Raw genomic sequence first — 22,516 nt, forward strand, 5'->3', positions numbered from 1 at the left:
TAATTTATATATTTTGTTTGTTGTATAAGTGGCATTATGTTAGCCTAAGGCGTTTCATATCTAGCATAAACTAGATCGCTTGACTGGTCAATTTGCTCAAAAGGTGATTGAATAGTTTGAAAATCAACCTTGCCAGGTACTGACTCGATAAAGTCCCCTTCTATCTCTCCATAGACAGCATAATATATGTCTTTCTCGTCTTCTATAAGATCTCGATCATTATATACTCGCAGTAACAAACGACCCGCTTTAAGCTCAACAAAAATGAATCACTTGCAGCTAACAACATTAAAGAGTAATGCTCTATAAGTGGACAGTCTTACCGATGTTCTATCCATGTTGTGTAATCTATTTTACGTAAACCAAGCTGCCTAATATATACGAACTCCCAGAATTGATTGATCACCGCTAACCCGAAAACCCATCTCACGAAACACCCGTTCTAAGCGACGAATCAAGCACCTCCTAAAATTACTTAAAACCTCCAATACCGTACCTTTTTTAAACGCACGCTACTTGACGCGGTCGAGAGTCACTCTTGTTAAAGCACTCTATTCCTGCATGGCCTGCCGGTATTTGGCGCGGTCGAAGTCGCCTTCGTTGTTGGCGATGAAGATGGTGGCTACGGTGTTGCCGATAATGTTGGTGATGGAGCGGGCTTCGGACATGAACCGGTCGACGCCCAGCAGCAGGGCCAGCCCTTCGACGGGTATCACTTTGATGGCCGTTAACGTACTGGCCAGCACGATAAAGCCGCTACCCGTCACGCCAGCCGCCCCTTTCGACGTCACCATCAGGATACCGATAATGGTCAGCTCCTGCCCCAGCGACAACTCGATGCCAAACACCTGCGCCAGAAAGACCGTCGCCATGACGAGGTAAATCGACGTACCGTCCAGGTTGAACGAATATCCCGCCGGAACAACCAGCCCCACTACCGAGCGGGAGCAGCCCATAATCTCAAGCTTTTCCATGATCTGCGGCAGGGCCGACTCCGACGAAGACGTACCGAGTACAATCAGTAGCTCTTCTTTAATGAACTTCAGCACCGACCACAGGCTTATTTTGTAATAGCGCAGCAGCAGATTCAGAATGACGAAGACAAACAGGAACATAGTCGCGTACACCGTACCCATAAGTTTAGCCAGGGGCAGCAGCGTACTTAATCCGTACTTGCCGATGGTAAACGCCATTCCCCCAAAGGCACCCAGCGGGGCCAGTACCATCACGACGCTCAGAATGTTGAAGAATACTTTTGACAATCGCTCGAACGTCTGAATCAGCGGTCGGCCCGTTTCCCCCATTTTGGTCAGGCCCACGCCGAAGAGCACCGAGAAGACCAGCACCTGCAGAATTTCGCCCTGGGCAAATGCCTTCACCGCATTGTCGGGGATGATATGCAGAAAGAACTCGGTCCAGTTCATCTCCGCGCCCTGCTCAGCGTATTTGGAGATATCCCCTTCTTTAACGGCGCCCGTCTGTACCCCTACCCCCGGCTTGATAACGTTCGCCAGCACCAGGCCAATAGCCAGCGCGCCCGTTGTCACGATCTCGAAGTAGAGCAGCGCCTTTCCCCCTACGCGACCTACTTTCTTTAAGTCACCCATATTGCTGATACCCAGCACAATGGTCAGAAAGATAATCGGCGCAATCACCATCTTGATCAGGTTGATAAAAAGGTCGCCGATGGGCTTCAGCTTCGCGGCTGTTTCGGGGAAAAAGTAACCGGTCAGGATACCCAGCGTAATGGCAATCAGTACACGAAGGGTCAGGTTGTTCAGGAGTTTCATAAAAAAAAGGAGGAGAGGGAGGAGAGGGAGGAAAGGGCCAAGAAGCGTAGACATTAGGGGGCAGTTTAAGCCTTATTCCCTTTCCTCCCTCTCCTCCATCCTCCCCTTCCTTCTATTTTATAACTTGTTCTTTAATTGCCCGGATGCGGTCGTTAAAGTTCAGGCTGAGAAAATCGATGTGGGGAACCAGGGTCGCTTCCAGCAAACCGATCACCTTGTCGTCGTGAGGGATCCGTTTGCCAGTGGCCACGCTGACGTATTTCGACGTAACCCACAACACGTTCTTGAGCTGGGTTTTGCCATCGTCAGTCATGTAATATTCCGTAACGATTGTATCCTCGTTGAAATAGATCAGCCGCGACGAGATGCGGACCCACTCACTCACCAGGGCCGGCCGGATGTAGGCAATCTGATGCTGGTAAATCACCCAACTCGTTTTCAGCTCGTGGAAGAGTTGTCCCGGGCTGAAATCGTACAGTTTAGCAACCTGATCCTCACGGGCGTTGAAGTAGTAATCGAAATACTTGGCGTTGTTGAGGTGCTGCAACGGATCGCAGTCCTGGAAGCGAATAATGACGCGGGATTCGGTTTCGGTGGGGTAACTCCGGTTGGGGTCTCGTTTAAACATACGGCTAATCGTTGGCAATCCGACAGGATGACGCAAGTTGACAAAATACAGGCATTTTTTTTAATCCCTGTACTCTGAATCCGGATCTTTGCGTTTGTTCAATAAAATCACTGTTTAAGTCAAAACTGCTCGACCACTATGCGACATTTTCAGTCCTTAGCCTTTCTGTTCGTTTCAATCTTTCTACTCACCTCCTTCGCTCCCAAAGACAATCCGGGCGCGGTGGTCGGTACCTGGCTTAACGGCACCAAACGGGGCCACGTTCAGATTTACGAGAAAGGCGGTACGTATTTCGGCAAACTGATCTGGCTTAAAGAACCCAACGATCCGGAAACGGGCAAACCCAAAACCGACAGCAAAAATCAGGACCCTAGCCGCCGGTCACGAGCGCTCATGAATCTGCCAATCATGTATAATTTCAAATTCGACGGCGGCAACGTCTGGAGCGACGGCAAGATTTATAACCCCGAAGACGGCAAGGAATACAACTGCAAAATGACTTTAAGAGACCCAAACACGCTGGACGTTCGGGGGTACGTGGGAATTTCGCTGCTGGGTAAAACCCAGACCTGGACCCGTATTAAATAGAAGTGCCCACCGCCCTTATGTGACGATTTTTCCAAGCTCCTGAAAACAATTTCGTCTAGGTTTAGTTCTATTTATGTAATCAAGGTGATTACGAGTATCATTCAACGTTAAACACTACGATCATGAACGAGACAACCATCAAAGGCGGCTGGAACGAAACAAAAGGTAAAATCAAACAGGCTTACGGTGACCTCACCGACGACGATCTGACGTACGCAGAAGGTAAAGAAGACGAAATGTGGGGCAAAATCCAGCAGAAAACGGGTAAGACCAAAGACGAAATAAATAAAGCAATTGCCGACTTGTAGTAGAAGGCATCGCAAGTGAGAAGCCGGGACATACGCTCCGGCTTTTTTTGTGTCCCTACCGCTCATCCAATATTTCTATAAAAAATGTTAACCTCTGCTCATTTTGCAAACTATTCTAGTAGTTTAGATAAAAATACCCAACTTCTCTTTTTTCCTCATGAACAAAGCGATACTCGCTCAACTGGCTCGCCGTTGTGTGCTGGCAACGGCCGTCGTTGTGGGCAGCGCATCCCTCACGCTGGCCCAGGATAAGCCAGCTAAAGTTACGCTGCCTGCCGGAGTTACCCAGGGTGCTTCCGTCGAAGGAATCACCGAATACCAGTTAAAAAACGGCATGAAAGTGCTGCTCTTCCCTGACCCATCGAAACCAACCGTTACCGTCAACATTACGTATCTGGTGGGTTCACGACACGAAGGACTGGGCGAAACCGGGATGGCACACTTGCTGGAGCATATGGTCTTTAAAGGTTCGACCAAGCACCCGAACATTCCGCAGGAACTAACCGCTCACGGTGCCCGGCCAAACGGAACGACCTGGCTCGACCGCACCAACTACTTCGAAACCTTCGCGGCTACGGATGAGAACCTGAAATGGGCCCTCGATCTGGAGTCGGACCGGATGGTCAACTCGTTTATTAAGAAAGAAGACCTGGCTACTGAGTTCTCGGTTGTGCGGAACGAGTTTGAAATGGGCGAAAACTCCCCTCAGAACGTTCTGAACGAACGGGTTGTGTCGTCGGCTTACCTCTGGCATAACTACGGCAACTCGACTATCGGGAACCGGACCGACATCGAGAAAGTCCCTATCGATAACCTACAGGCGTTTTACAAGAAATTCTACCAGCCCGATAATGCCGTATTGGTCGTAGCGGGTAAGATTGACGAAGGAAAAACGCTGGCAATGATCAACGATTATTTCGGTGCCATTCCCAAACCAACGCGGGTATTACAACCTACATACAGCCAGGAACCAACGCAGGATGGCGAACGGATGGTAACGCTCCGGCGTGTAGGTGATACGAAAGTAGTATCGGCCCTCTACCACACCATGCCGGGTTCGCACCCCGATTACCCAACGCTGGACGTCATCACCGAAGTGCTGACAAACGAACCCAGCGGTCGGTTGTATAAAGCCCTGGTCGAAAGTAAAAAAGCCTCGCAGCAGTACGGTTACTCGTTCACCACGAAAGATCCTGGTTACGTGTACTTCGCGGCCGAAATGCTCAAGGACAAGCCACTGGACGACGCTAAAAATGCGCTGCTGAACACACTTGATTCGGTTGCGATTGTCACGCCGGACAAAGCCGAAATCGATCGCGCCAAAGCCAAACTGCTGAAAGATGTGGAACTGAGCTTCAAGAGCGCTGAGCGCGTTGGTCTGGCCATGAGCGAATACATCGCTACGGGCGACTGGCGGCTGGGCTTTCTTTACCGCGATGCACTTGAGAAGGTTACCCCCGCCGATGTGAAGCGTGTAGCCAGCTACTATTTCAAACCGTCGAACCGGACTGTCGGTCTGTTCATTCCCGAACAGGCGCCCGACCGGGTAGACGTACCACAGGCCCCCGATGTGGCGGCCATGGTGAAAAACTACAAAGGCCGCGCACTGGTAGCCCAGGGCGAAGCCTTTGATCCATCACCGAGCAATATCGAAGGCCGCACCCGGCGCGTAGAGCAACCCAACACGCTGGAACTGGCTTTATTGCCAAAATCAACCCGCGGCAACGAAGTGAACGCCCGGCTGACACTCCGCTATGGTGACGAGAAATCGCTGATGAACAAAGCGGCCATCGCCAGCCTGACAGCAGCTATGCTCGACAAAGGTACTACTACCCGGAGCCGGCAGCAGATCAAGGACGAACTGGACAAGCTCAAAGCACAGGTAAACGTGTACGGTAGCGGCAACCAGGTAAACGCCAATATCAAAACCACCAAGGAAAACCTGCCCGAGGTGATTCGAATTGTGAGCGATATGCTCAAAAATCCGGTCTTCAACGCGAACGAGTTCGAGAAACTGAAACAGGAACAACTGGCGCAGATCGAAGCGCAGCGATCAGAACCTCAGGCTCTCGCCTTCACGATGTATAGCCGGCAGATGAGCCCCTATTCTAAAGAGGACATCCGCTACACCACTACGCCCGACGAGGACGTAGCCATGCTGAACGCAACTAAACTGGACGACCTTAAGCAGTTTCACAAAGATTTCTATGGTGCGTCGGCAGGCACGTTTGCAGCCGTCGGCGATTTTGACGAGGGTGTTGTCAAGAAGGTTGTTATGAGCGAGTTGGGTACGTGGAAAGCAAAGAAGCCATTCAGCCGTCTGGTAACGCCTTTTGTTGACGTCAAACCAACACCTCAGTCGATTGAAACGCCCGACAAAGCCAACGCGATGATGGTGGCTGGGGTAAACCTGCCGCTGCGCGACGATGACCCAGATTATCCAGCCCTGGTACTCGGTAACTACATGCTGGGCGGTGGCTTCCTGAACTCGCGTCTGGCAGTACGTATCCGGCAGAAAGAAGGTATCAGCTACGGCGTAGGATCGAATATTTCAGCCAATCCACTGGACAAAACGGGTTCCTTTATGACTTATGCCATTTACAACCCGGAAAATGCGGAGCGTCTGGAAAAAGCGTTTCGCGAAGAAATGGATAAGGTAGTGAAAGAAGGCTTTACGGCCGATGAAATTAACGCAGCACGGGCGGGCTATTTGCAGTCGCGGATGGTAAGCCGGGCGCAGGACCCCTCTCTGGCCAGTATGCTCAACAGCTACCTTTACCTGAACCGAACGATGAACTGGGACGCTGAATTCGAAAAGAAAATGGCCTCTCTAACACCGGAACAGGTAAACGCTGCCATGAAAAAGCATATCGATCCTAGCAAAATCTCGATTATCAAAGCAGGTGATTTCGCGAACGCGGCCAAGAAAGCAGCTGCGCAAAAACCAGCTTCGTCGGTGAGCAGCGGGGGCGATAAAAAATAACTCGATTTTTAGCGGCCTGAAAGAACCGGAGCGTTGTGTTCCGGTTCTTTTTTATACCTTACAACTAACTATTACGTTATAAAACTAAAATCTACGTTATACCATGAAACCTGTTCTGCGCATACTCCCTTTTCTGGCGGCTCTATCAGTGACAGCGCAAGTTCAGGTCAGGTCAACCGTTGACCTGACCGACAGCACAAAAAAACAGTTGATGCGCACTTACCTACCGGCAATCAAACCCGGAGAGCAGGCCACTGTAAAGGACATTGCTTACGAAATTGCAAACGGAAATCTCGTGCTGGACTTTCGACGTTTCCTGCACAAAAGGCGCTTTCAGCCGAAAGATGAAGCACTTCTTATTCTTGATGGCTATTTTCAATCGAGTGGGCAGGCAGACTTAATTACGTACCGACTAGAGTCCGATAAGCTCTGGCCCGCTGATCAGGAACGTGTTCTGACCGATCTTATTCGCGAGTTCTTTGCTACCCACCCGTTAGCCGTACGGAGTTACCTATCGGCTACGCCGTTTCATTACCACTCATTCATCATGCTGTCCAGAGACAAACCAAGGCGGGTTAAACCGGCAAAAGGGACGATAAGTGATCTGAGCACAGCCGCGCAGACGAACCGACCCGATACGGTTACTCGCCTTGTTTTTTCAGGACTGCTTCTGGATACTATTCCGGCCCTACTCTACCGTTTTACTAATGTCGAAGAGATTGACCTGGGCAGCAATAACCTGACACGTCTCCCCGCCCGCTTAACCACCTTACCCAGGCTGAAGCGACTGAATCTGATGACGAATCTGCTGACTGAAGACAGCATTGCGTTTTCACGTAACAAACACCTCGCGGCTATTAACTTACAACGCAACCGGCTCACGCACGCCCCCACTGCGCTGCGCAAAAACCGACGATTAACAAGTCTGTGGCTGGGAAACAATGACTTGCTGGACGTTCAGGTAAGCACGCTACGTCGTTTGAACGATCTTAATCTTTACAACGTCGGCTTAACGGTATTCCCTAAAAGCCTCCTGCGCCTGAAGAAGTTGAAACAGCTCGATCTGTATTATAACAAGCTCACCACGCTGCCCGCCCAGCTTGGGAAATTAAGACGACTGGAGCAGCTGGCCGTAGCGCACAATGACCTGAGCGCACTTCCGAAAACGCTTCCTAAACTTCGACGGCTACAGGCGCTGTACCTGCATCACAACCGCATCGGCCAGTTACCGGCCCGGCTGGAGCAGTTGAATCAACTACGCGTACTGGACCTGGGCTACAACTGGCTTTCCGTTCCCCCGACGGCCTTAACTGCACTGCCGGCCCTGGAAGATCTGGATATGAGCAATAATAACCTACAGGAGTTACCGGCGTCGCTGGCTGGCATGAAACAGTTGAAACATCTTTATCTACGCTCAAACCCGTTCATTCAGCGGGGGGCCAAAACGGGGCCGTACGCCGGTGTTATTCAGCAACTCGAAGCCAATAAAACAGAGGTGTTCTACTAGCCAAATAAAATTTTGCTTTGAATCTTCATAATCAATTGCAGATAATATAAAAAATCGCAGAAATCAGCCGAAATTTGCCTGGTAAAGGAGTCGTCAACGTATCCTTTACCACTTTTTATGCAAGTTGCTGGTCCATCCTTATCGACCGAACCGAGCCGCCTGAAGCTCTGGTCGGCACTCACCTCCGTTTATATCCTCTGGGGCTCGACGTACCTGTTCATCCATTTCATGACCGAACAGATGCCCCCGCTCTACATGGTATCCATGCGCTATCTGACGTCAGGGTCGCTGATGTACGGTTATGCACGGCTGACGGGTACGCCCCGCCCTACCCGCGCGGAATGGAAATCGGCGGGTTTGATCGGTATTCTGCTGCTGGCTATCTCCAATGGCTTCCTGACGCTGGGGCTTCAGTACATTCCAACGGGAATGGCAGCCATGCTGGGTGGCCTGCTGCCCGTTTTCCTGCTCACACTCAATTGGGTATCCTTCGGGCGGTTGCGGCCATCCAACCTCGCGCTGGCGGGTTTGGTGCTGGGCGTTGTGGGCGTTTACTTTCTAATTAAGCCCGACAAACTACAAACCACTGGTGGGTTGGACGCCAACCTGCTGGGTGCGTCGCTCGTTACGTTCGGCAACTTTGCCTGGGCTGTTGGTACACTCCTAACACCCCGCGTTACATTGCCGTCGGGTACCATTTCGAGCGGTATACAAATGCTGGTGGGTGGTGCCGTACTACTGGCGGTCAGCCTGATGTTCGAACCCGTTACGCCCCTGAGTATTCTTCAGGCTCCCCCCATGGCCATCGGCTCTATGTTCTACCTGGTCGTATTCGGCAGCATCATTGGCTTTTCGTCATATTCGTGGCTGGCCCGTAACGCCCCGCCCCAGCTTCTGTCGACTTACGCCTTCGTGAATCCCGTCGTTGCCATGCTGCTGGGCTCCGTTTTCGCCGGGGAAATCTTCACCAGTCAATCCCTGATCGGCGCCGTCATCGCCCTGGCCGGAGTAATCCTGATTACGCTGGGGAGGAAATAATTGTGAATGAGCGAATGAGTGATTGAGTGAATAGCTGCCGCGCCCCTATTGCTCCGGATGGTATTCACTCATTCACTCATTCACAATTGGGGCGGTGGGCTAATGCTCGACCAGCCGCCATCGACGACCAGGCTTTGGCCGGTGATGTGGCCGGACTGGGGGGAGAGCAGGAACAGGGCGGCATTCGTGATATCGTCGACGGTACCGGGACGCCCCATGGGCGTGATGCGCGACCAGATGGGTATGTAGTCCGAATCGTCCAGCGTCCGCTCGGTCAGCGTAGCACCCGGCGCGACGGCGTTAACGGTGATACCCAGGGGCGATAGATCGATAACGAGTTGTTTGGCCAGCATTTCCAGCCCCGCTTTGGTCATACTGTAGACGGGCAAACCGGGGTGCGCTTGGTGCCCCACAACCGACGACATAAATAGAATTCGTCCACCGTGTTGCTGACCAATTTGGTTCTGTTCCCGCATCTGCTTCGCGACGGTCTGCGCCAGAAAGAAGGTCCCCCGCAGGTTCAGGTCGACAATTTTCTGGAAAGCCGCGGGCGTTGTCGTGAATATATCGCCGAAGACCGTGATACCGGCGTTAGCAACGGCGATATTGACCGCCCCAAACGTCTGTACCGCCGTATCGACCAGCTGCTGGATAAACGATACGTCGGAGGCATCGCCCGGATAGGCCAGACAGCGCCCCGGCGTTACCCAGCTTAGTGGCGATTGCTCCGCTTGCTCATTGATGGTGTTGGCAGCCCTTTGAGCCGCTTCGGCGTCAAAATCATTAAGTACTACGTTGGCCCCGTGCTGGGTCAGGGCTTTCGCGATGGCGAAACCAATGCCGATGCCAGCACCGGTAATGATGGCGGTTTGATTCGAAAAGTTGAGCATTTACTGATAAGCACAAAAAGTACGCAGAAACCCGACAGGACGATTGAGCAGAACGACGTGTCAGTGCGAGTCCCGCTTAACGACGCTGCCCGAGCCACCTTTCAGAAAATCGAAGTCCGCGCCTTCGTGGGCCTGCGTTACATGCCGGATGTAGAGATTGACGTAGCCCCGTGAGTATCCCAGATCAAGCGGTTTGAACTGCACCAACCGCCCGGCCAGTTCTTCGTCGGAGACATGCAGGTGCAGGCTGCGATTTTCCACATCGAGCGTAATCAGATCGCCGTTCTGCACCAGAGCCAGGTTGCCACCCACGGCAGCCTCGGGCGATACGTGCAGCACCACGGTGCCGAAACCGGTACCACTCATGCGCCCGTCCGAAATTCGAACCATGTCGTGCACGCCCAGCGCCAGAATTTTGGCCGGCAATTGCATATTACCTACTTCGGGCATACCGGGATACCCCTTCGGCCCAACGTTTTTCAGGACCAGTACGCAGTTGGGATCCACATCCAGCTCGGGATCGTCGATGCGGGCTTTATAATCGTCGATATTCTCGAACACCACCGCCCGACCCGTGTGCTGCATGAGCGACGGCGAGGCTGCCGATGGTTTCAGGACAGCCCCATTCGGGCAGAGATTACCGCGCAGCACGGCAATGCCCGATTCGGGTTTGAAGGGTTTCTCGACGCTGGCAATTACCGCCGGGTCGTAACATTGCGCGTTAACGCAGTTATCGCCAATCGTTCGGCCGTTGACTGTCAGCGCGTCGTTATGCAGGTAGGGTTGCAGTTCGCGAATGACGGCGGGGAGACCACCGGCGTAGAACAGGTCTTCCACAAAATGCTCCCCCGAGGGCTGCAGATTTGCCAGTAGCGGAATCTTGGCCGACAGACGATCGAAGTCATCCAGCGAGAGGTCTACACCTACTCGTCCGGCGATGGCGGTCAGGTGCAGGATAAAGTTAGTCGATCCGCCCAGCGCGGCATTGATCATAATGGCATTCTCGAACGCTTGGCGGGTTAGCAGCTTCGACGGCGTTACGTTCTCGCGGGCCAGTTCTACGGCGCGAACGCCCGTCATGTGAGCCAGCACTTTCCGGCGCGAATCAGCAGCGGGGATGGTTGCATTATCAGGTAAGGCCAGCCCCAGCGATTCGACCATAGCGGCCATGGTACTAGCGGTGCCCATGACGGCGCAGTGCCCCTGCGACCGGGCCATACTCGCTTCGGCAGCCACGAATTCCTCCTGTGAGATCAGCCCCATTTTGAAATCTTCGGCAAAACGCCACAGATCGCTCGTACCAATTTTTCGGCCCTGGAACCGCCCCGCCAGCATCGGCCCGCCCGACACGACCAGCGTGGGAATATCGACGCTGCAGGCTCCCATCACCAGCGAGGGCGTGGTTTTGTCGCAGCCGCACATCAGGATGACAGCATCCAGCGAATTCCCCCGGATGCTTTCCTCGACGTCCATACTGGCCAGATTCCGGAACAGCATGGCTGTCGGTTTGATCTGGCATTCACCCAGTGACATGACCGGAAACTCCAGCGGGAAACCACCGGCCTCCCAAACCCCTCGCTTGATGGCCTCCGCCAGTTCACGAAAATGGGCGTTGCAGGGCGTCAGTTCCGACCAGGTATTACAGATACCGATAACGGGTTTTCCTTCAAATTCGTGATGCGGGAATCCCTGGTTTTTCATCCAGGCGCGATAAATAAAGCCGTCTTTTCCGGTACGGCCAAACCAGTCTTGCGAGCGAAGCGGCATAAAGTCAGTCAAAAAAGTTGATCAGGAAAGTCGTCAACATCGGGAATCTACCAGCCCCTCAGCTATTTTCGATCGGAGTGCCCCAGGCCTTTTTCGGGATTGACGACATCCCGGACCAGTTGCTTCAACTCCTTGATCTCCGGAAACCGCCCGGCCGTTTTCCGGTCGAAGATAACCTGATCGGCCACGCGGACCGAGAAGCGTCCGCTCACCTCGGCGGGGTGCAGCAGTACGCCGTGTACATCGTCGGTGAAGGTCGTGAGCAGCTCCTGCGCCATCCAGGCTGACCGGAGCAGCCACCCGCACTTGGGGCAGTATTCAATGGTTACAGTAGGCTTCATTGTGCGTTACGTATTGATTATTAAACTAAACGACTTCCATTCGGGGCCGGCACAGACACGGCCGACAGAATGATGTGACCCGCTTCGTCCGGTACGCCCAGCACCAGCACCTCCGACATGAACGGCCCGATCTGTTTGGGTGGAAAGTTGACAACAGCCAGTACTTGCCGCCCCACCAGCATCTCCGGCGTATAGTGATACGTTACCTGTGCGCTTGATTTCCGATGGCCAAGTTCAGGGCCAAAATCCAGCAGCAGTTGGTAGGCAGGTTTACGCGCCTGCGGAAACGGGCGTGCATCTAGAATTGTCCCTACGCGAATGTCGACGCGCTCAAAATCAGCCCAGGTAATCATAACCAACTCGCTTATACCAACCGAATTCCGGTTTCTTCCAGCACAATCTTCCGCTCACGGTAGAGCGTACCAATAGCTTTCTTGAAAGTCTTCTTACTCATCTCGAGCGAACGGTAAATTTCATCGGGGGCGCTGCTGTCGGTCAGGGGCAGGAAACCGCCTTCGGCTTTGAGCGTCGCCAGAATCCGCTGGGCATTGGGTTCGACGTTTTCGTAACCCGCCTTTTGCAGACTCACATCCACCCGGTCATCGTCGCGAATGTTTTTGATGTAGCCTACCATCTGATCGCCGGGATGTACCGTGCGGAAGATTTCGTTGGCATACACTAACCCTTTGTAGCGGTTGTTGATGATAACGTTAATACCAAGATCGGTTTCCTCATAGGCCAGCAGCTGCACCTCCTCTCCCACGTACAGATCACTCACGTTGGGGTCCAGAAACCGGTTGACACGGGGTGATGCCACCAGCCGGTTCGTTTGTTTGTCCAGGTACAGGTACACCACATACCATTCGCCTACGTTCATGGGCTGGCTCTGCTCCCGGTAAGGCACCAGCAGATCTTTTTCCATACCCCAGGCCATAAAAGCACCGGTGTTATTCACGTACGCTACCTGCAATGCTGCAAACTCCCCCCGCTGGATGACCGGCGTCAGCGTCGTGGCCACCGGGCGGCCTTCGTGATCAGGGTACACAAATACGTCGATTTCATCGTCGAGTCGCAGCGTCGTGGGTACGTATTTATTGGGCAGGAGCACATCATCGGCGGGATCACCGTCGGGATCGCCCAGAAAAAAACCAACGCTGGTGTCACGTAGCGCAACCAGCCTATTCATTCGTCCAAGTTCAAGCATAGTACGTCAATTTATCATCCCCAACGGGTATCTGACGGATCGGGCACAAAGGTCGGAGTTTTGCGGGGAAGTGTCAGCATCCAGGCGAAACAGGCCGTCATAAATCTAATTTTAATCTTTCTTGATCGGCCCCAAACCAACCGCCATAAGTTAATGAACATCAGCTTTTTGGCAGCTCAACCCCAAAAACAGCCTTTTGTCATATAGCTTCCGATCATGTTAATTTCTGATTATCAATAGAATACGCGCGTTGCCTTCTGCGTTATACCTATTCATCATCCCGAGTAGAGTTTTGATCAAACGAGTTGGCTTCTTTCTGCTGATGGTCATTTTTTGGCCCGGCACGACGGTTACGGCACACGTTACCTCCTCTTCTTTTTCTGACCAAACTGCCCGACAAACAACCCATATGAGGCAGTCAAACACAAACGTCCTGACAGCCTTGATGACCACCTCGGCGGCTACCCCCGCTCCCGAATTACCCCTGCTGGACGTTGATTTTTGTGGTGAGTGTTTACCTTTCGACCAGACGAGCGTAGTAGATCGCTGGAAACACGTCTTTACGTTGTTTCGCAGCCACTCCTCCGGCGATCTTGGTTCCCTGCGCGAGCGGGCGGATAAATTCTTTCCGATTATCGACCCCATTCTGAACGAGTATGACATTCCCAGCGATTTCCGCTACATCCCACTGGCCGAAAGTGGATTACGGCCCAAAGCAGTATCGCGGGCGGGCGCGGCCGGTTACTGGCAGCTAATGCCCGGCACGGCGAGGGCGCTTGGCCTGAAAGTCAACAGCCGGGTCGACGAACGGTTCAACGTGCAGAAAGCCACAACGGCGGCCTGCCGGTATCTGCGGCAACTGTACGATCAGCTGGGTTCCTGGTCGCTGGTGGCAGCAGCCTACAATGCCGGACCGGGCTATCTGCGGAACCAGCTTCGGCGGACCGATCACCGGGATTATTACCGGATGTCGCTGCCCCGCGAAACAAAATATTACCTGTTCCGGGTGCTGGTTTATAAGGAAGTGATGTCGCGGCCCGATGACTATTCGGCCTTCCTGACTCCGCCGGTCAAAACAGCGTATCAGGCCTGGGTCGACACACACCAGACCTATCTGAGCTGATTCAGAAGTGCTTACTTTTTAAATTGCCCCATTCCCGCACGATCCCGCGGGAATGGGGCGTTTTTTTGCGATGAACAGGCTACCTTTGCGCACTTTGGTCGTAAATTTTGCTTTAAATCGGGCAACTTCCCGACAAAAAAAACCCTGGCGTGGTAAAACAGTTATCTACACGTAGCTACCACTTAGAGTTTACGCTTTTCGTATTACTTTGACACCTAAATGCAATCTGACGTAAATAAATCGGCCTCGTCGAACAAACCCTTCCTGACGCGTCGGATAGATTCTTTCTTCACGACCATTGCTGATGTTGCCAGCTTCAATGCCCGTTTCTTCCGCGAAATGGTCATGCCACCTTATGAGTTTAAGGAAATCGTGCGTCAGTGCTACGAGATTGGCTACCGGTCGCTCCTGCTGATCTCGGTAACGGGTTTCATTACGGGCATTGTTTTCACCAACCAGTCACGCCCGTCACTCTCCGAATTCGGGGCTACGTCCTGGCTCCCTTCGCTTATTGCCATCGCTATCGTCCGGGCGCTGGGGCCTCTCGTTACGGCCCTGATTGCCGCCGGTAAGGTCGGGTCAAGTATTGGGGCCGAGCTGGGGTCGATGAACGTAACCGAGCAGATCGACGCCATGGAAGTATCCGGCACCGACCCGTTCAAGTTCCTGGTTGTGAGCCGGGTGCTGGCTACGTCCTTTACGATCCCGCTCCTGACGATGTACACTATTTTTGTGGCCCTTATCGGGGCTTATATAAACGTCAGCCAGAACGAGCAAACCAGCTTTCCGAGTTACATTCAGGAAGTATTCGGGGCCATCACCTACCTCGATATTTTTGCCTCAGTGATAAAATCCATTGTTTTTGGTTATACCATCGGCATGGTTGGCTGTTACAAAGGGTATCACTCATCGAAGGGAACAGAAGGTGTTGGGAAGGCAGCGAACTCGTCCGTGGTAACGGCCATGTTTCTGGTGTTCATGGAAGAGCTTCTCTCCCTACAGATCGTAGGGGCCATTCGGGCTTCCTAGCCGTTTTCCCTTTCATTTGTCAACTACCATTCATCTATGCAAGCAAAACCCAGTCAAGCCGAACCTGTCATCCAGATTCGTGATCTCAAAAAATCCTTTGGTTCGCTGCACGTACTGCGGGGAGTCGACCTGGACGTTAATGAGAATGAGAATATGGTAGTACTGGGCCGGTCGGGAACGGGTAAATCGGTATTAATCAAGATTCTGGTGGGTCTGCTGAAACAGGATGCCGGACAGGCTGTCGTGCTGGGTCAGGACGTTCAGCAGCTGAGGGGTAAAGAACTGGATCTGTTCCGGCAGCAAGTGGGCTTCTCCTTTCAGAGCAGTGCCCTGTACGACAGTATGAGCATTCGCGAAAACCTGGAATTTCCGCTGGTGCGTAACGTCAGGAACCTGTCTCAGGCCGACATCAACAAAGCCGTCGAAGAAGCGCTGGACGACGTCGGCCTTTCGCAGGCGATTAACCAGATGCCATCTGAGTTATCGGGCGGGCAACGGAAACGGATCGGGATTGCCCGCACGCTGATTTTAAAGCCTAAAGTAATGCTTTACGATGAGCCGACGGCGGGTCTTGATCCAATTACCTGTATTGAGATTAACAACCTGATCAATGAAGTTCGGGAGCGGTTCAAGGCAACGTCGATCATCATTACCCACGATCTGACCTGCGCGAAAGCGACCGGCGACCGGGTAGCTATTTTGTTGGATGGCCGCTTTGCCCGCGTGGGCACCTTTGATGAAGTTTTTGCCGATCCAGACGAACGAATTCAGCAGTTTTACAACTATAATTTTACGCAGTAAGCAACGAATGGCTGGCGACGGTCTTTTTTCACCACATCCTCACTATTCGCTAACGACTCAGCTCCCATGAGTACAGAATCTAATAAACGCTCGGTTATCGTCGGCATTTTTGTCCTGCTCGGTGTCCTTATTTTACTGGCAGGTGTTTTCGTACTGGGCGGCCAGCAGAAACGCTTTACCAAAAGTATCAACATTTCTACGGTTTTCAAGGACGTAGCCGGACTCAAAGTCGGCAACAATGTCTGGTTCTCGGGCGTCAAAATCGGCACGGTCAAACGTATCAGCTTTGCCGGCAATGCGCAGGTCGAAGTCGATATGACGGTTGAAGAGAGCGCACAGCCGTACATCCGCAAAGATGCGAAAGCAACCATCAGCTCCGATGGCCTAATCGGTAATAAGATCGTACTGATCCTGGGCGGCACGACCAGCCACCCCGAAATTGAAGAAGATGACCGGCTCCGGTCGCAGGAAGCACTGAGTTCGGATCAGGTGCTGGAAACCCTGCAGGAAAACAACCGGAACCTGCTCAACGTCACCAACGATTTCAAAGCCCTGGTTGGTAACATCCGGCGGGGTAAAGGGACCGTGGGCGCCGTACTGACCGACTCGCTGGTAGCCAACAACTTCAAACGGGCGATGGAAAACCTCGAAAAAGCTTCGTCAAGCACCGCTCAGATAACAAACTCGGTATCGCGTTTTGCGGCCAAGCTGAATACGAAAGGCTCACTGGCGAATGAGCTGGTAACCGATACTGCCGTCTTCCGCCGACTGAGCCGTTCGGCAGCCCGTCTGGAAACGGTGGCTACCTCGGCCCAACGGACTATCGGTACGCTCGATCAGACAACGACGAACCTGAACCGCGCTTCGGAGAAACTGAACAACACGAACTCCCCCCTGGGCGTCCTGCTGACTGACCAGGAGACGGCGACCAATCTGCGGAATACGCTGAGCAACCTGAGTACAGGCAGCGCTCTGCTGAACGAAGACTTGAAAGCCGCTCAGAACAACATTCTGCTCCGGGGATACTTTAAGAAACGGGCAAAACAGGAAGCTAAACAAAAAGCCGACAGCACGGCCAACGCCGACAGCAGCCGCAACCGATAATATATTCGTGGCAGGGATTCAGACGAATTCCTGCCACGAGATAAGCCCAATGGCCAGCACGGCCAGCACCAGCCCAATCCGGTTGGCCACCGAAAGCGGCTCCTTAAAAAACACGGTCGCCATCAGCGCAGCCAGCAGAATGACGCCGATGTTGTAGAGCGGGTATACCAGCGCCCCGTTGTTCTGGAAGGCCGATAACGCGAGCAGCAGCGTGTAAAAGCTCAGGAAATTAGGTATCCCCAGCGTTACCGCCCCCGCAAAACTCCGGATTTCGATTTTCTCTTTTCCCTGGATTACCCGCACGGCCAGCATCAGCAGGCCAGCTACAATCGCTCCCAGCACCATCGTTAGGGTCACCTGCACCGTCTGGTCTGCTGAGGGGATAAAACGCAGGTTGATGTAATTGATAGTCGTGTTGGTGGCCCCGTAGCACAGAAACACGGCTACTGGCAACAAAACTTCGGCTCCCAGCCCCCGCCGGCGGGGCCTTTCCTCAATTATCAGCGGATCAACTTCAGTTTTGCGGTACGTACTGAGTCCAACGGCCACGACAGCAATCACTAATCCCAGGTAATTCAGCAAGCTGAATCCCGACCCCGACGCGCCCCCCGATTGCAAAACGAACAGGCTGACACAGACCGGAATAACCAGCGATAGGTTATTAGCCAGCGACGTAGCGGTAATCCCCATTTTCTGAGTCGACGCTCCCGAGAGCAGGAACGTCAGGATAAATCCGACGCCTAATGCCAGCGAAGGCCAGGTCCAGGGCTGCGAAAAATCAAGCGAAAACGACTGTCCTTGGGGGAGCAGCAGCCAGCCCGTCAGGAAACAGACGATGTAATTGAAGACAATAGCCTGGAAAGTATTAACGCCGTAGCGGGGGAACAATCGAAAATTCAGCAGCAGTACCACCGACAGTACGATGCTAGCAACGAGAAAAAGCATACAAGAGGAAGTAAGCCCTAAAATAACGCAGCAATGCGGGGGCAAACAATACCAATCTATCTGAGTTATTTCGTAGACAGTTTTCTATCAACGTTATAAAAATAGACCAAAATGAAAAAGATCGTATTTCTGGCCCTGTTTATCGCAAGCGGATTAACGCTGCAATCGTGCGGTAGTGAGAAGAAAGACAGCACCGAAAAAGCTGAAGAACTGAACGAAAAGAAAGAAGATGCCAACACCGCCATGGTGGATGACGATGATGCCGAGTTTGCCGTGAAAGCTGCTAACGGCGGTATGCTTGAAGTAGAAGCCGGTAGAATGGCCGCCGAGAAAGGGGCTAGTCAGGCCGTCAAAGATTTTGGCTCCATGATGGTACAGGACCACTCAAAAGCTAACGACGAACTGAAATCTATCGCCGAACTGAAGAACATTGCCATTCCCAGTACGGTTGGCGAAGACATGCAGGAACACCTCAACGACCTATCGAAAGTGTCTGGTGCGGAGTTCGATAAGAAGTACGTTGACATGATGGTAAAAGACCATGAGGACGACGTAAAAGCGTTCACGAAAGAAGCGGAAGAAGGTAAGGATGCCGAGCTGAAAGCATTCGCGGCCAAAACCGCTACGGTTGTGAAAGGTCACCTCGAAAAAATCACGACGATTCAGAAAAACATGAAATAAGTAAGCTGGCCAACCAGCGCAACAAAAAAGGGCACCGGTAACCGGTGCCCTTTTTTGTTGCGCTGGTTTCAAAACGTCTCCCGGCTGATTCCAGACGTTCTCAGAAATACGGCGGTTTGCTGATCATTTATCGCATTTCTATTTTATCATATTTTTATACGATACTTGTATTTTTGATATACTATTTTTAATTATTAGTTAATATTGAAATTAAATTTTGATAAAATTCAGGTATAACTATTTTTGAGCAGGTGATGATTACTTCTTATACTTTTTAGTCCACTTCAGGATAAACCAATCACACCTCCATCTGGAAATAAAGGAACGATTTAACCGCATCATCGACCTCTACCTCCATAATCACCCGCCTTTCCCGAATCCCAGCCTGTTGCCCCTTTTCGGAGACACCGAGCTTTTTGTGCCTATGTTAACCCTAATGATCCATTACGTATGAGCAAAACCGTTTACTCAATCTTTGCCTCCCATCACCTCAAGCGCCTGAGTCTGGTAGCGTTGTCGCTGGGCAGTCAGTATCCGCTGGCTACGCTGGCCCTTGTTCGATTGCCAGATAAGCCGTCGGTTGTGCAATTGGCCATTGTTCCCGTACGCGGGAAAGTGGTGGACGCAACCGGACTGGCCATTCCGGGCGCTACGGTTGTCGTAAAAGGCAGCTCTAGCCTGGGTACATCAACGGACGCCGAGGGAGCGTTTATCCTGAACGTACCCGATGGGACGACAACGCTGGTTGTGTCGTCGATTGGCTATACGTCGCAGGAAGTGCCGATTGGTAACCAGACCCAACTCACCGTTACGCTGCAATCTGACGTGAAGGCGCTCAACGAAGTCGTGGTCACGGGCTACACCTCGCAGTCGCGCCGGGATATTACCGGGGCCGTGGCCACCGTGGAGCCGAAAGAACTAACGAAGGTGGTTGCGCCCAACGTTGGGCAGCAGTTGCAGGGACGCGTTGCCGGGGTTACCGTTACGTCGAACAACTCGCCGGGCGGGGAAGCTACCGTCCGGATTCGGGGCTTCGGAACGATCAACAACAACGACCCACTGTACATCATTGACGGCGTACCTACAAAAGGCGGTCTCAATAGTATCAACCCGAACAATATTGAGTCGCTGCAGGTCCTGAAAGATGCGTCGGCCGCGTCGATTTACGGCTCCCGGGCGGGTAACGGGGTGATCATCATCACTACCAAAAAAGGTAAGATCGGCGCTCCGCAGTTCACCTTCAACTCGCGGGTCGGCCTCCAGACCGGACAGGTTAATCTGGATCTGATCAAAGATCCGCAGGAGTTTGGGAACCTGCTCTGGATTCAGCGCCGGAACGCCGGCATTCTGACCAACGGCAATCCATCACACCCACAGTACGGCAATGGGCCTACCGCCGTAGTTCCCGACTATATTCTTGCCGGGTCGAGCTACGGCCTGTTCGAAGGCGACGCCCGTACCAACCCCAGCCTGTATAATTACAACCGCACCGGTTTTTACCAGATCGTTCGGGCCAATAAGGAAGGCACCGACTGGCACCAGGAAATCCTGCGCCCGGCCGCCATTCAGGACTATAACATCGGAGCAAACGGAGGGACCGAGAACGGTCGTTATGCCATTGCGCTGAACTATTTCAAGCAGGATGGCGTGCTGCTCTACACCTCTTTCGATCGATACTCAATCCGTTCCAACACCGAGTTTCTGTTCAAAAAACACATCCGGCTGGGCGAAAACCTGGAGGTGAGTTACACGCAGAACAAAGGGTATTATAACAACAACGGTACGGCCAGTACAGCGAATAACCAGGATGGCAACCCCATCGGCAACGGCTACCGGATTCCGTCTATCATTCCGGTGTACGACATCATGGGGAATTTCGCGGCTACCCGGGCGGCTGGCCTGGGCCCCGCAACGAACCCGGTGGCTCAGCTATGGCGGTCGCGGAATAACCAGACCAATACGTTTCGGGCCTTCGGTAATGCCTACGCGGAGGTTGATTTCCTGAAGAACTTCGTGGCCCGGTCGAGTATTGGCCTCGACGTAACCAGCGCCAACCGGGTGGGTTACGTGCTGCTCGACCTGGAAGAGGCTGAAATTGAAGCGGCCAACTCCCTGACGAACGCCAACGCCTACGATATCAACTGGACCTGGTCGAATACGCTGACTTACAATAAAACCTTTGGCAATGCACACAAACTGAGCGTACTGGCCGGTTCGGAAGCAATCCGGGGAATAGGCCGCGACTTCTCCGCCACCCGAACGACCTTCTTCTCGGAAGATCCGCAGTATATGTTCCTGAACTCCGGCACGGCGGGTATTAATAACTCGGGAGCTGGCTACGAGTGGGCGCTCTTTTCGCTCTTCGGCAAAGTCAACTATTCGCTGAAAGACCGCTACCTGCTGGAAGCAACGGTACGGCGCGATGGATCGTCGCGCTTTGGGCAGAATAATCGCTACGGTACATTCCCAGCCTTCAGTGCGGGCTGGCGTTTGTCGGAAGAGTCATTCATGGCCGGTCTATCCTGGATCAGCGACCTGAAACTGCGGGCAGGATGGGGTCAGACGGGCAATCAGGAAATCGGCAACTACAATGGCTTCAGTACGTACCGGTCCAGCCTAAGCCAGTCGTCCTACCCAATCGACGGGTCGAACAGCTCAGTACAGTCGGGCTTTGACACCGAAGCGTTTGGTAATCCCGACGCGAAATGGGAAACCACGACCCAGACCAACATCGGTCTGGACGCTACGTTCCTGAAAGGCAAGCTGGGTATTAACCTCGATCTGTATGACCGGACCACGTCAAACATGCTCTACCAGGTTAGCCTGCCAGCGACCCAGGGCGTTGCGACGCTGCCCTTCGTGAACGTAGGCGAGATGAACAATAAAGGCATCGACCTGGCCCTGAACTACAACGACAAGGCGATGAACGGCAACCTGACATATGGTGTTGGCCTGAACTTCTCGACGTACCGCAACCGGGTTGGCCGGCTGAACAACAGTGCCTCGGCGGTGCTGCTGGGACCCGCCATCCGCAGCTACACCTGGACCCGGTCGGTAGCCGGTATGCCCCTGTACTCGTTCTACGGCCTGCAGATCGATGGTATCTACCAGAACCAGGGCGAAGTGGACGCGGGGCCGAAATACCCCGGCTACGCGGCTGTGGGTAAATACAAATACCACGATACCGACGGCGACGGAACCATTACGGATAATGACCGGAAATTTCTGGGTAACCCCCACCCTGACTTCACCTACGGCCTCAACCTGAGCCTGGGCTACCGCAACTTCGACCTGTCGGCGTTCTTTCAGGGCGTGCAGGGTAACCAGTTGCTGAACATGGTGAAGCGCTGGGTTGACTTCAACAACCAGGCAGGTAACCGCAGCCGCCGGATGCTGTACGATTCCTGGACGCCCGACAATCCGGATGCCGTACTGCCGATTCTGGATGCCAATGACAGCCGCAGCCAGCAACCATCCAGCTATTTCATTGAGGACGGTTCGTATTTCCGAATGAAGAACCTGACGATCGGCTATACCCTGCCCCCAGCCGTGGCGTCAAAGATTAAGTTCGAGACGGCTCGTGTGTACGTGCAGGCCCAGAACCTATTCACCATCACCAAATACAGCGGTATTGATCCGGAAGTGACGTCGGTGGGCGCTACACCCGGCAGTACGGTACTCGGCATCGACCAGGGTAACTATCCCTTCTCGAAAATCTACCAGATCGGTCTCAGTTTCGGTTTCTAATCAGGACTTCTAACTCACTTCCGGCCTGGCCGGCATACAGCA

19 protein-coding genes are annotated in these 22,516 nt (G+C 53.0%); 11 read left to right on the forward strand and 8 right to left on the reverse strand.

What is annotated here, in order from left to right:
• Positions 1 to 551: 551 nt before the first annotated feature.
• Both HU175_RS16310 and HU175_RS16315 read right to left on the reverse strand, forming a co-directional pair.
• The gene (locus HU175_RS16310) at positions 552 to 1,790 is read right to left on the reverse strand and encodes a dicarboxylate/amino acid:cation symporter (protein ID WP_176567600.1); all 1,239 of its coding nucleotides are present in this window, start codon (positions 1,788 to 1,790) and stop codon (positions 552 to 554) included.
• 112 nt (positions 1,791 to 1,902) lie between these two features.
• Entirely contained in the window at positions 1,903 to 2,418 is a 516-nt protein-coding gene (locus HU175_RS16315; protein ID WP_176567601.1) for an acyl-CoA thioesterase, read from the reverse strand.
• A 138-nt stretch (positions 2,419 to 2,556) separates the two neighbouring features.
• On the opposite strand from HU175_RS16315, the gene HU175_RS16320 reads away from it, so the two are divergent.
• The 5 genes from HU175_RS16320 to HU175_RS16340 all read left to right on the forward strand — a co-directional run bounded on the left by HU175_RS16320 (position 2,557) and on the right by HU175_RS16340 (position 8,842).
• On the forward strand, positions 2,557 to 3,006 hold the full coding sequence (locus tag HU175_RS16320; RefSeq protein ID WP_176567602.1) for a DUF2147 domain-containing protein: 450 nt from the start codon (positions 2,557 to 2,559) through the stop codon (positions 3,004 to 3,006).
• Positions 3,007 to 3,128: 122 nt separating this feature from the next.
• On the forward strand, positions 3,129 to 3,314 hold the full coding sequence (locus HU175_RS16325; RefSeq protein WP_176567603.1) for a CsbD family protein: 186 nt from the start codon (positions 3,129 to 3,131) through the stop codon (positions 3,312 to 3,314).
• A 157-nt stretch (positions 3,315 to 3,471) separates the two neighbouring features.
• Positions 3,472 to 6,297, forward strand: a complete 2,826-nt coding sequence (locus HU175_RS16330; RefSeq protein ID WP_176567604.1) for a M16 family metallopeptidase — start codon at positions 3,472 to 3,474, stop codon at positions 6,295 to 6,297.
• Between the two features lie 103 nt (positions 6,298 to 6,400).
• On the forward strand, positions 6,401 to 7,804 hold the full coding sequence (locus tag HU175_RS16335) for a leucine-rich repeat domain-containing protein (RefSeq protein WP_176567605.1): 1,404 nt from the start codon (positions 6,401 to 6,403) through the stop codon (positions 7,802 to 7,804).
• Between the two features lie 117 nt (positions 7,805 to 7,921).
• On the forward strand, positions 7,922 to 8,842 hold the full coding sequence (locus HU175_RS16340) for an EamA family transporter (RefSeq protein ID WP_176567606.1): 921 nt from the start codon (positions 7,922 to 7,924) through the stop codon (positions 8,840 to 8,842).
• Positions 8,843 to 8,922: 80 nt separating this feature from the next.
• Here HU175_RS16340 and HU175_RS16345 read toward each other — a convergent pair whose 3' ends face one another.
• The 5 genes from HU175_RS16345 to HU175_RS16365 all read right to left on the reverse strand — a co-directional run bounded on the left by HU175_RS16345 (position 8,923) and on the right by HU175_RS16365 (position 13,044).
• On the reverse strand, positions 8,923 to 9,732 hold the full coding sequence (locus HU175_RS16345) for an SDR family NAD(P)-dependent oxidoreductase (protein ID WP_176567607.1): 810 nt from the start codon (positions 9,730 to 9,732) through the stop codon (positions 8,923 to 8,925).
• Positions 9,733 to 9,792: 60 nt separating this feature from the next.
• Positions 9,793 to 11,499: an IlvD/Edd family dehydratase gene (locus HU175_RS16350; protein ID WP_176567608.1), complete on the reverse strand. Its 1,707-nt coding sequence runs from the start codon at positions 11,497 to 11,499 to the stop codon at positions 9,793 to 9,795.
• 62 nt (positions 11,500 to 11,561) lie between these two features.
• Positions 11,562 to 11,840, reverse strand: coding sequence for a SelT/SelW/SelH family protein (locus HU175_RS16355; RefSeq protein ID WP_176567609.1), 279 nt, complete (start codon positions 11,838 to 11,840; stop codon positions 11,562 to 11,564).
• A 20-nt stretch (positions 11,841 to 11,860) separates the two neighbouring features.
• On the reverse strand, positions 11,861 to 12,193 hold the full coding sequence (locus HU175_RS16360) for a tRNA-binding protein (protein ID WP_218037001.1): 333 nt from the start codon (positions 12,191 to 12,193) through the stop codon (positions 11,861 to 11,863).
• An 11-nt stretch (positions 12,194 to 12,204) separates the two neighbouring features.
• Entirely contained in the window at positions 12,205 to 13,044 is an 840-nt protein-coding gene (locus tag HU175_RS16365; protein WP_176567610.1) for a S1 RNA-binding domain-containing protein, read from the reverse strand.
• Between the two features lie 409 nt (positions 13,045 to 13,453).
• Here HU175_RS16365 and HU175_RS16370 point away from each other — a divergent pair, with 409 nt between their 5' ends.
• The 4 genes from HU175_RS16370 (at position 13,454) to HU175_RS16385 (ending at position 17,101) form a co-directional block, all read left to right on the forward strand.
• Positions 13,454 to 14,167, forward strand: a complete 714-nt coding sequence (locus HU175_RS16370; RefSeq protein ID WP_228724182.1) for a lytic transglycosylase domain-containing protein — start codon at positions 13,454 to 13,456, stop codon at positions 14,165 to 14,167.
• Between the two features lie 219 nt (positions 14,168 to 14,386).
• A complete protein-coding gene (locus HU175_RS16375) occupies positions 14,387 to 15,196 on the forward strand; it encodes an MlaE family ABC transporter permease (protein WP_176567611.1) in 810 nt (269 codons plus the stop codon).
• Between the two features lie 36 nt (positions 15,197 to 15,232).
• Positions 15,233 to 15,997 carry an ABC transporter ATP-binding protein gene (locus HU175_RS16380; protein ID WP_176567612.1) on the forward strand — a complete coding sequence of 255 codons (765 nt, stop codon included), beginning with the start codon at positions 15,233 to 15,235 and terminating at the stop codon, positions 15,995 to 15,997.
• Between the two features lie 66 nt (positions 15,998 to 16,063).
• Complete coding sequence (locus HU175_RS16385; protein WP_176567613.1) at positions 16,064 to 17,101, forward strand: MlaD family protein; 1,038 nt, start codon at positions 16,064 to 16,066, stop codon at positions 17,099 to 17,101.
• Between the two features lie 18 nt (positions 17,102 to 17,119).
• Here HU175_RS16385 and HU175_RS16390 read toward each other — a convergent pair whose 3' ends face one another.
• Positions 17,120 to 18,046 carry an EamA/RhaT family transporter gene (locus HU175_RS16390; RefSeq protein WP_176567614.1) on the reverse strand — a complete coding sequence of 309 codons (927 nt, stop codon included), beginning with the start codon at positions 18,044 to 18,046 and terminating at the stop codon, positions 17,120 to 17,122.
• Between the two features lie 111 nt (positions 18,047 to 18,157).
• Between HU175_RS16390 and HU175_RS16395 the strand changes: the two genes are divergently transcribed.
• Both HU175_RS16395 and HU175_RS16400 read left to right on the forward strand, forming a co-directional pair.
• On the forward strand, positions 18,158 to 18,727 hold the full coding sequence (locus HU175_RS16395) for a DUF4142 domain-containing protein (protein ID WP_176567615.1): 570 nt from the start codon (positions 18,158 to 18,160) through the stop codon (positions 18,725 to 18,727).
• 450 nt (positions 18,728 to 19,177) lie between these two features.
• Positions 19,178 to 22,474 (forward strand): SusC/RagA family TonB-linked outer membrane protein, encoded by a 3,297-nt coding sequence (locus HU175_RS16400; RefSeq protein ID WP_228724183.1) that lies wholly within the window; start codon positions 19,178 to 19,180, stop codon positions 22,472 to 22,474.
• The last annotated feature ends 42 nt before the right edge of the window (positions 22,475 to 22,516 follow it).

It is taken from the genome of Spirosoma sp. KUDC1026, assembly GCF_013375035.1.
Classification (GTDB): domain Bacteria; phylum Bacteroidota; class Bacteroidia; order Cytophagales; family Spirosomataceae; genus Spirosoma.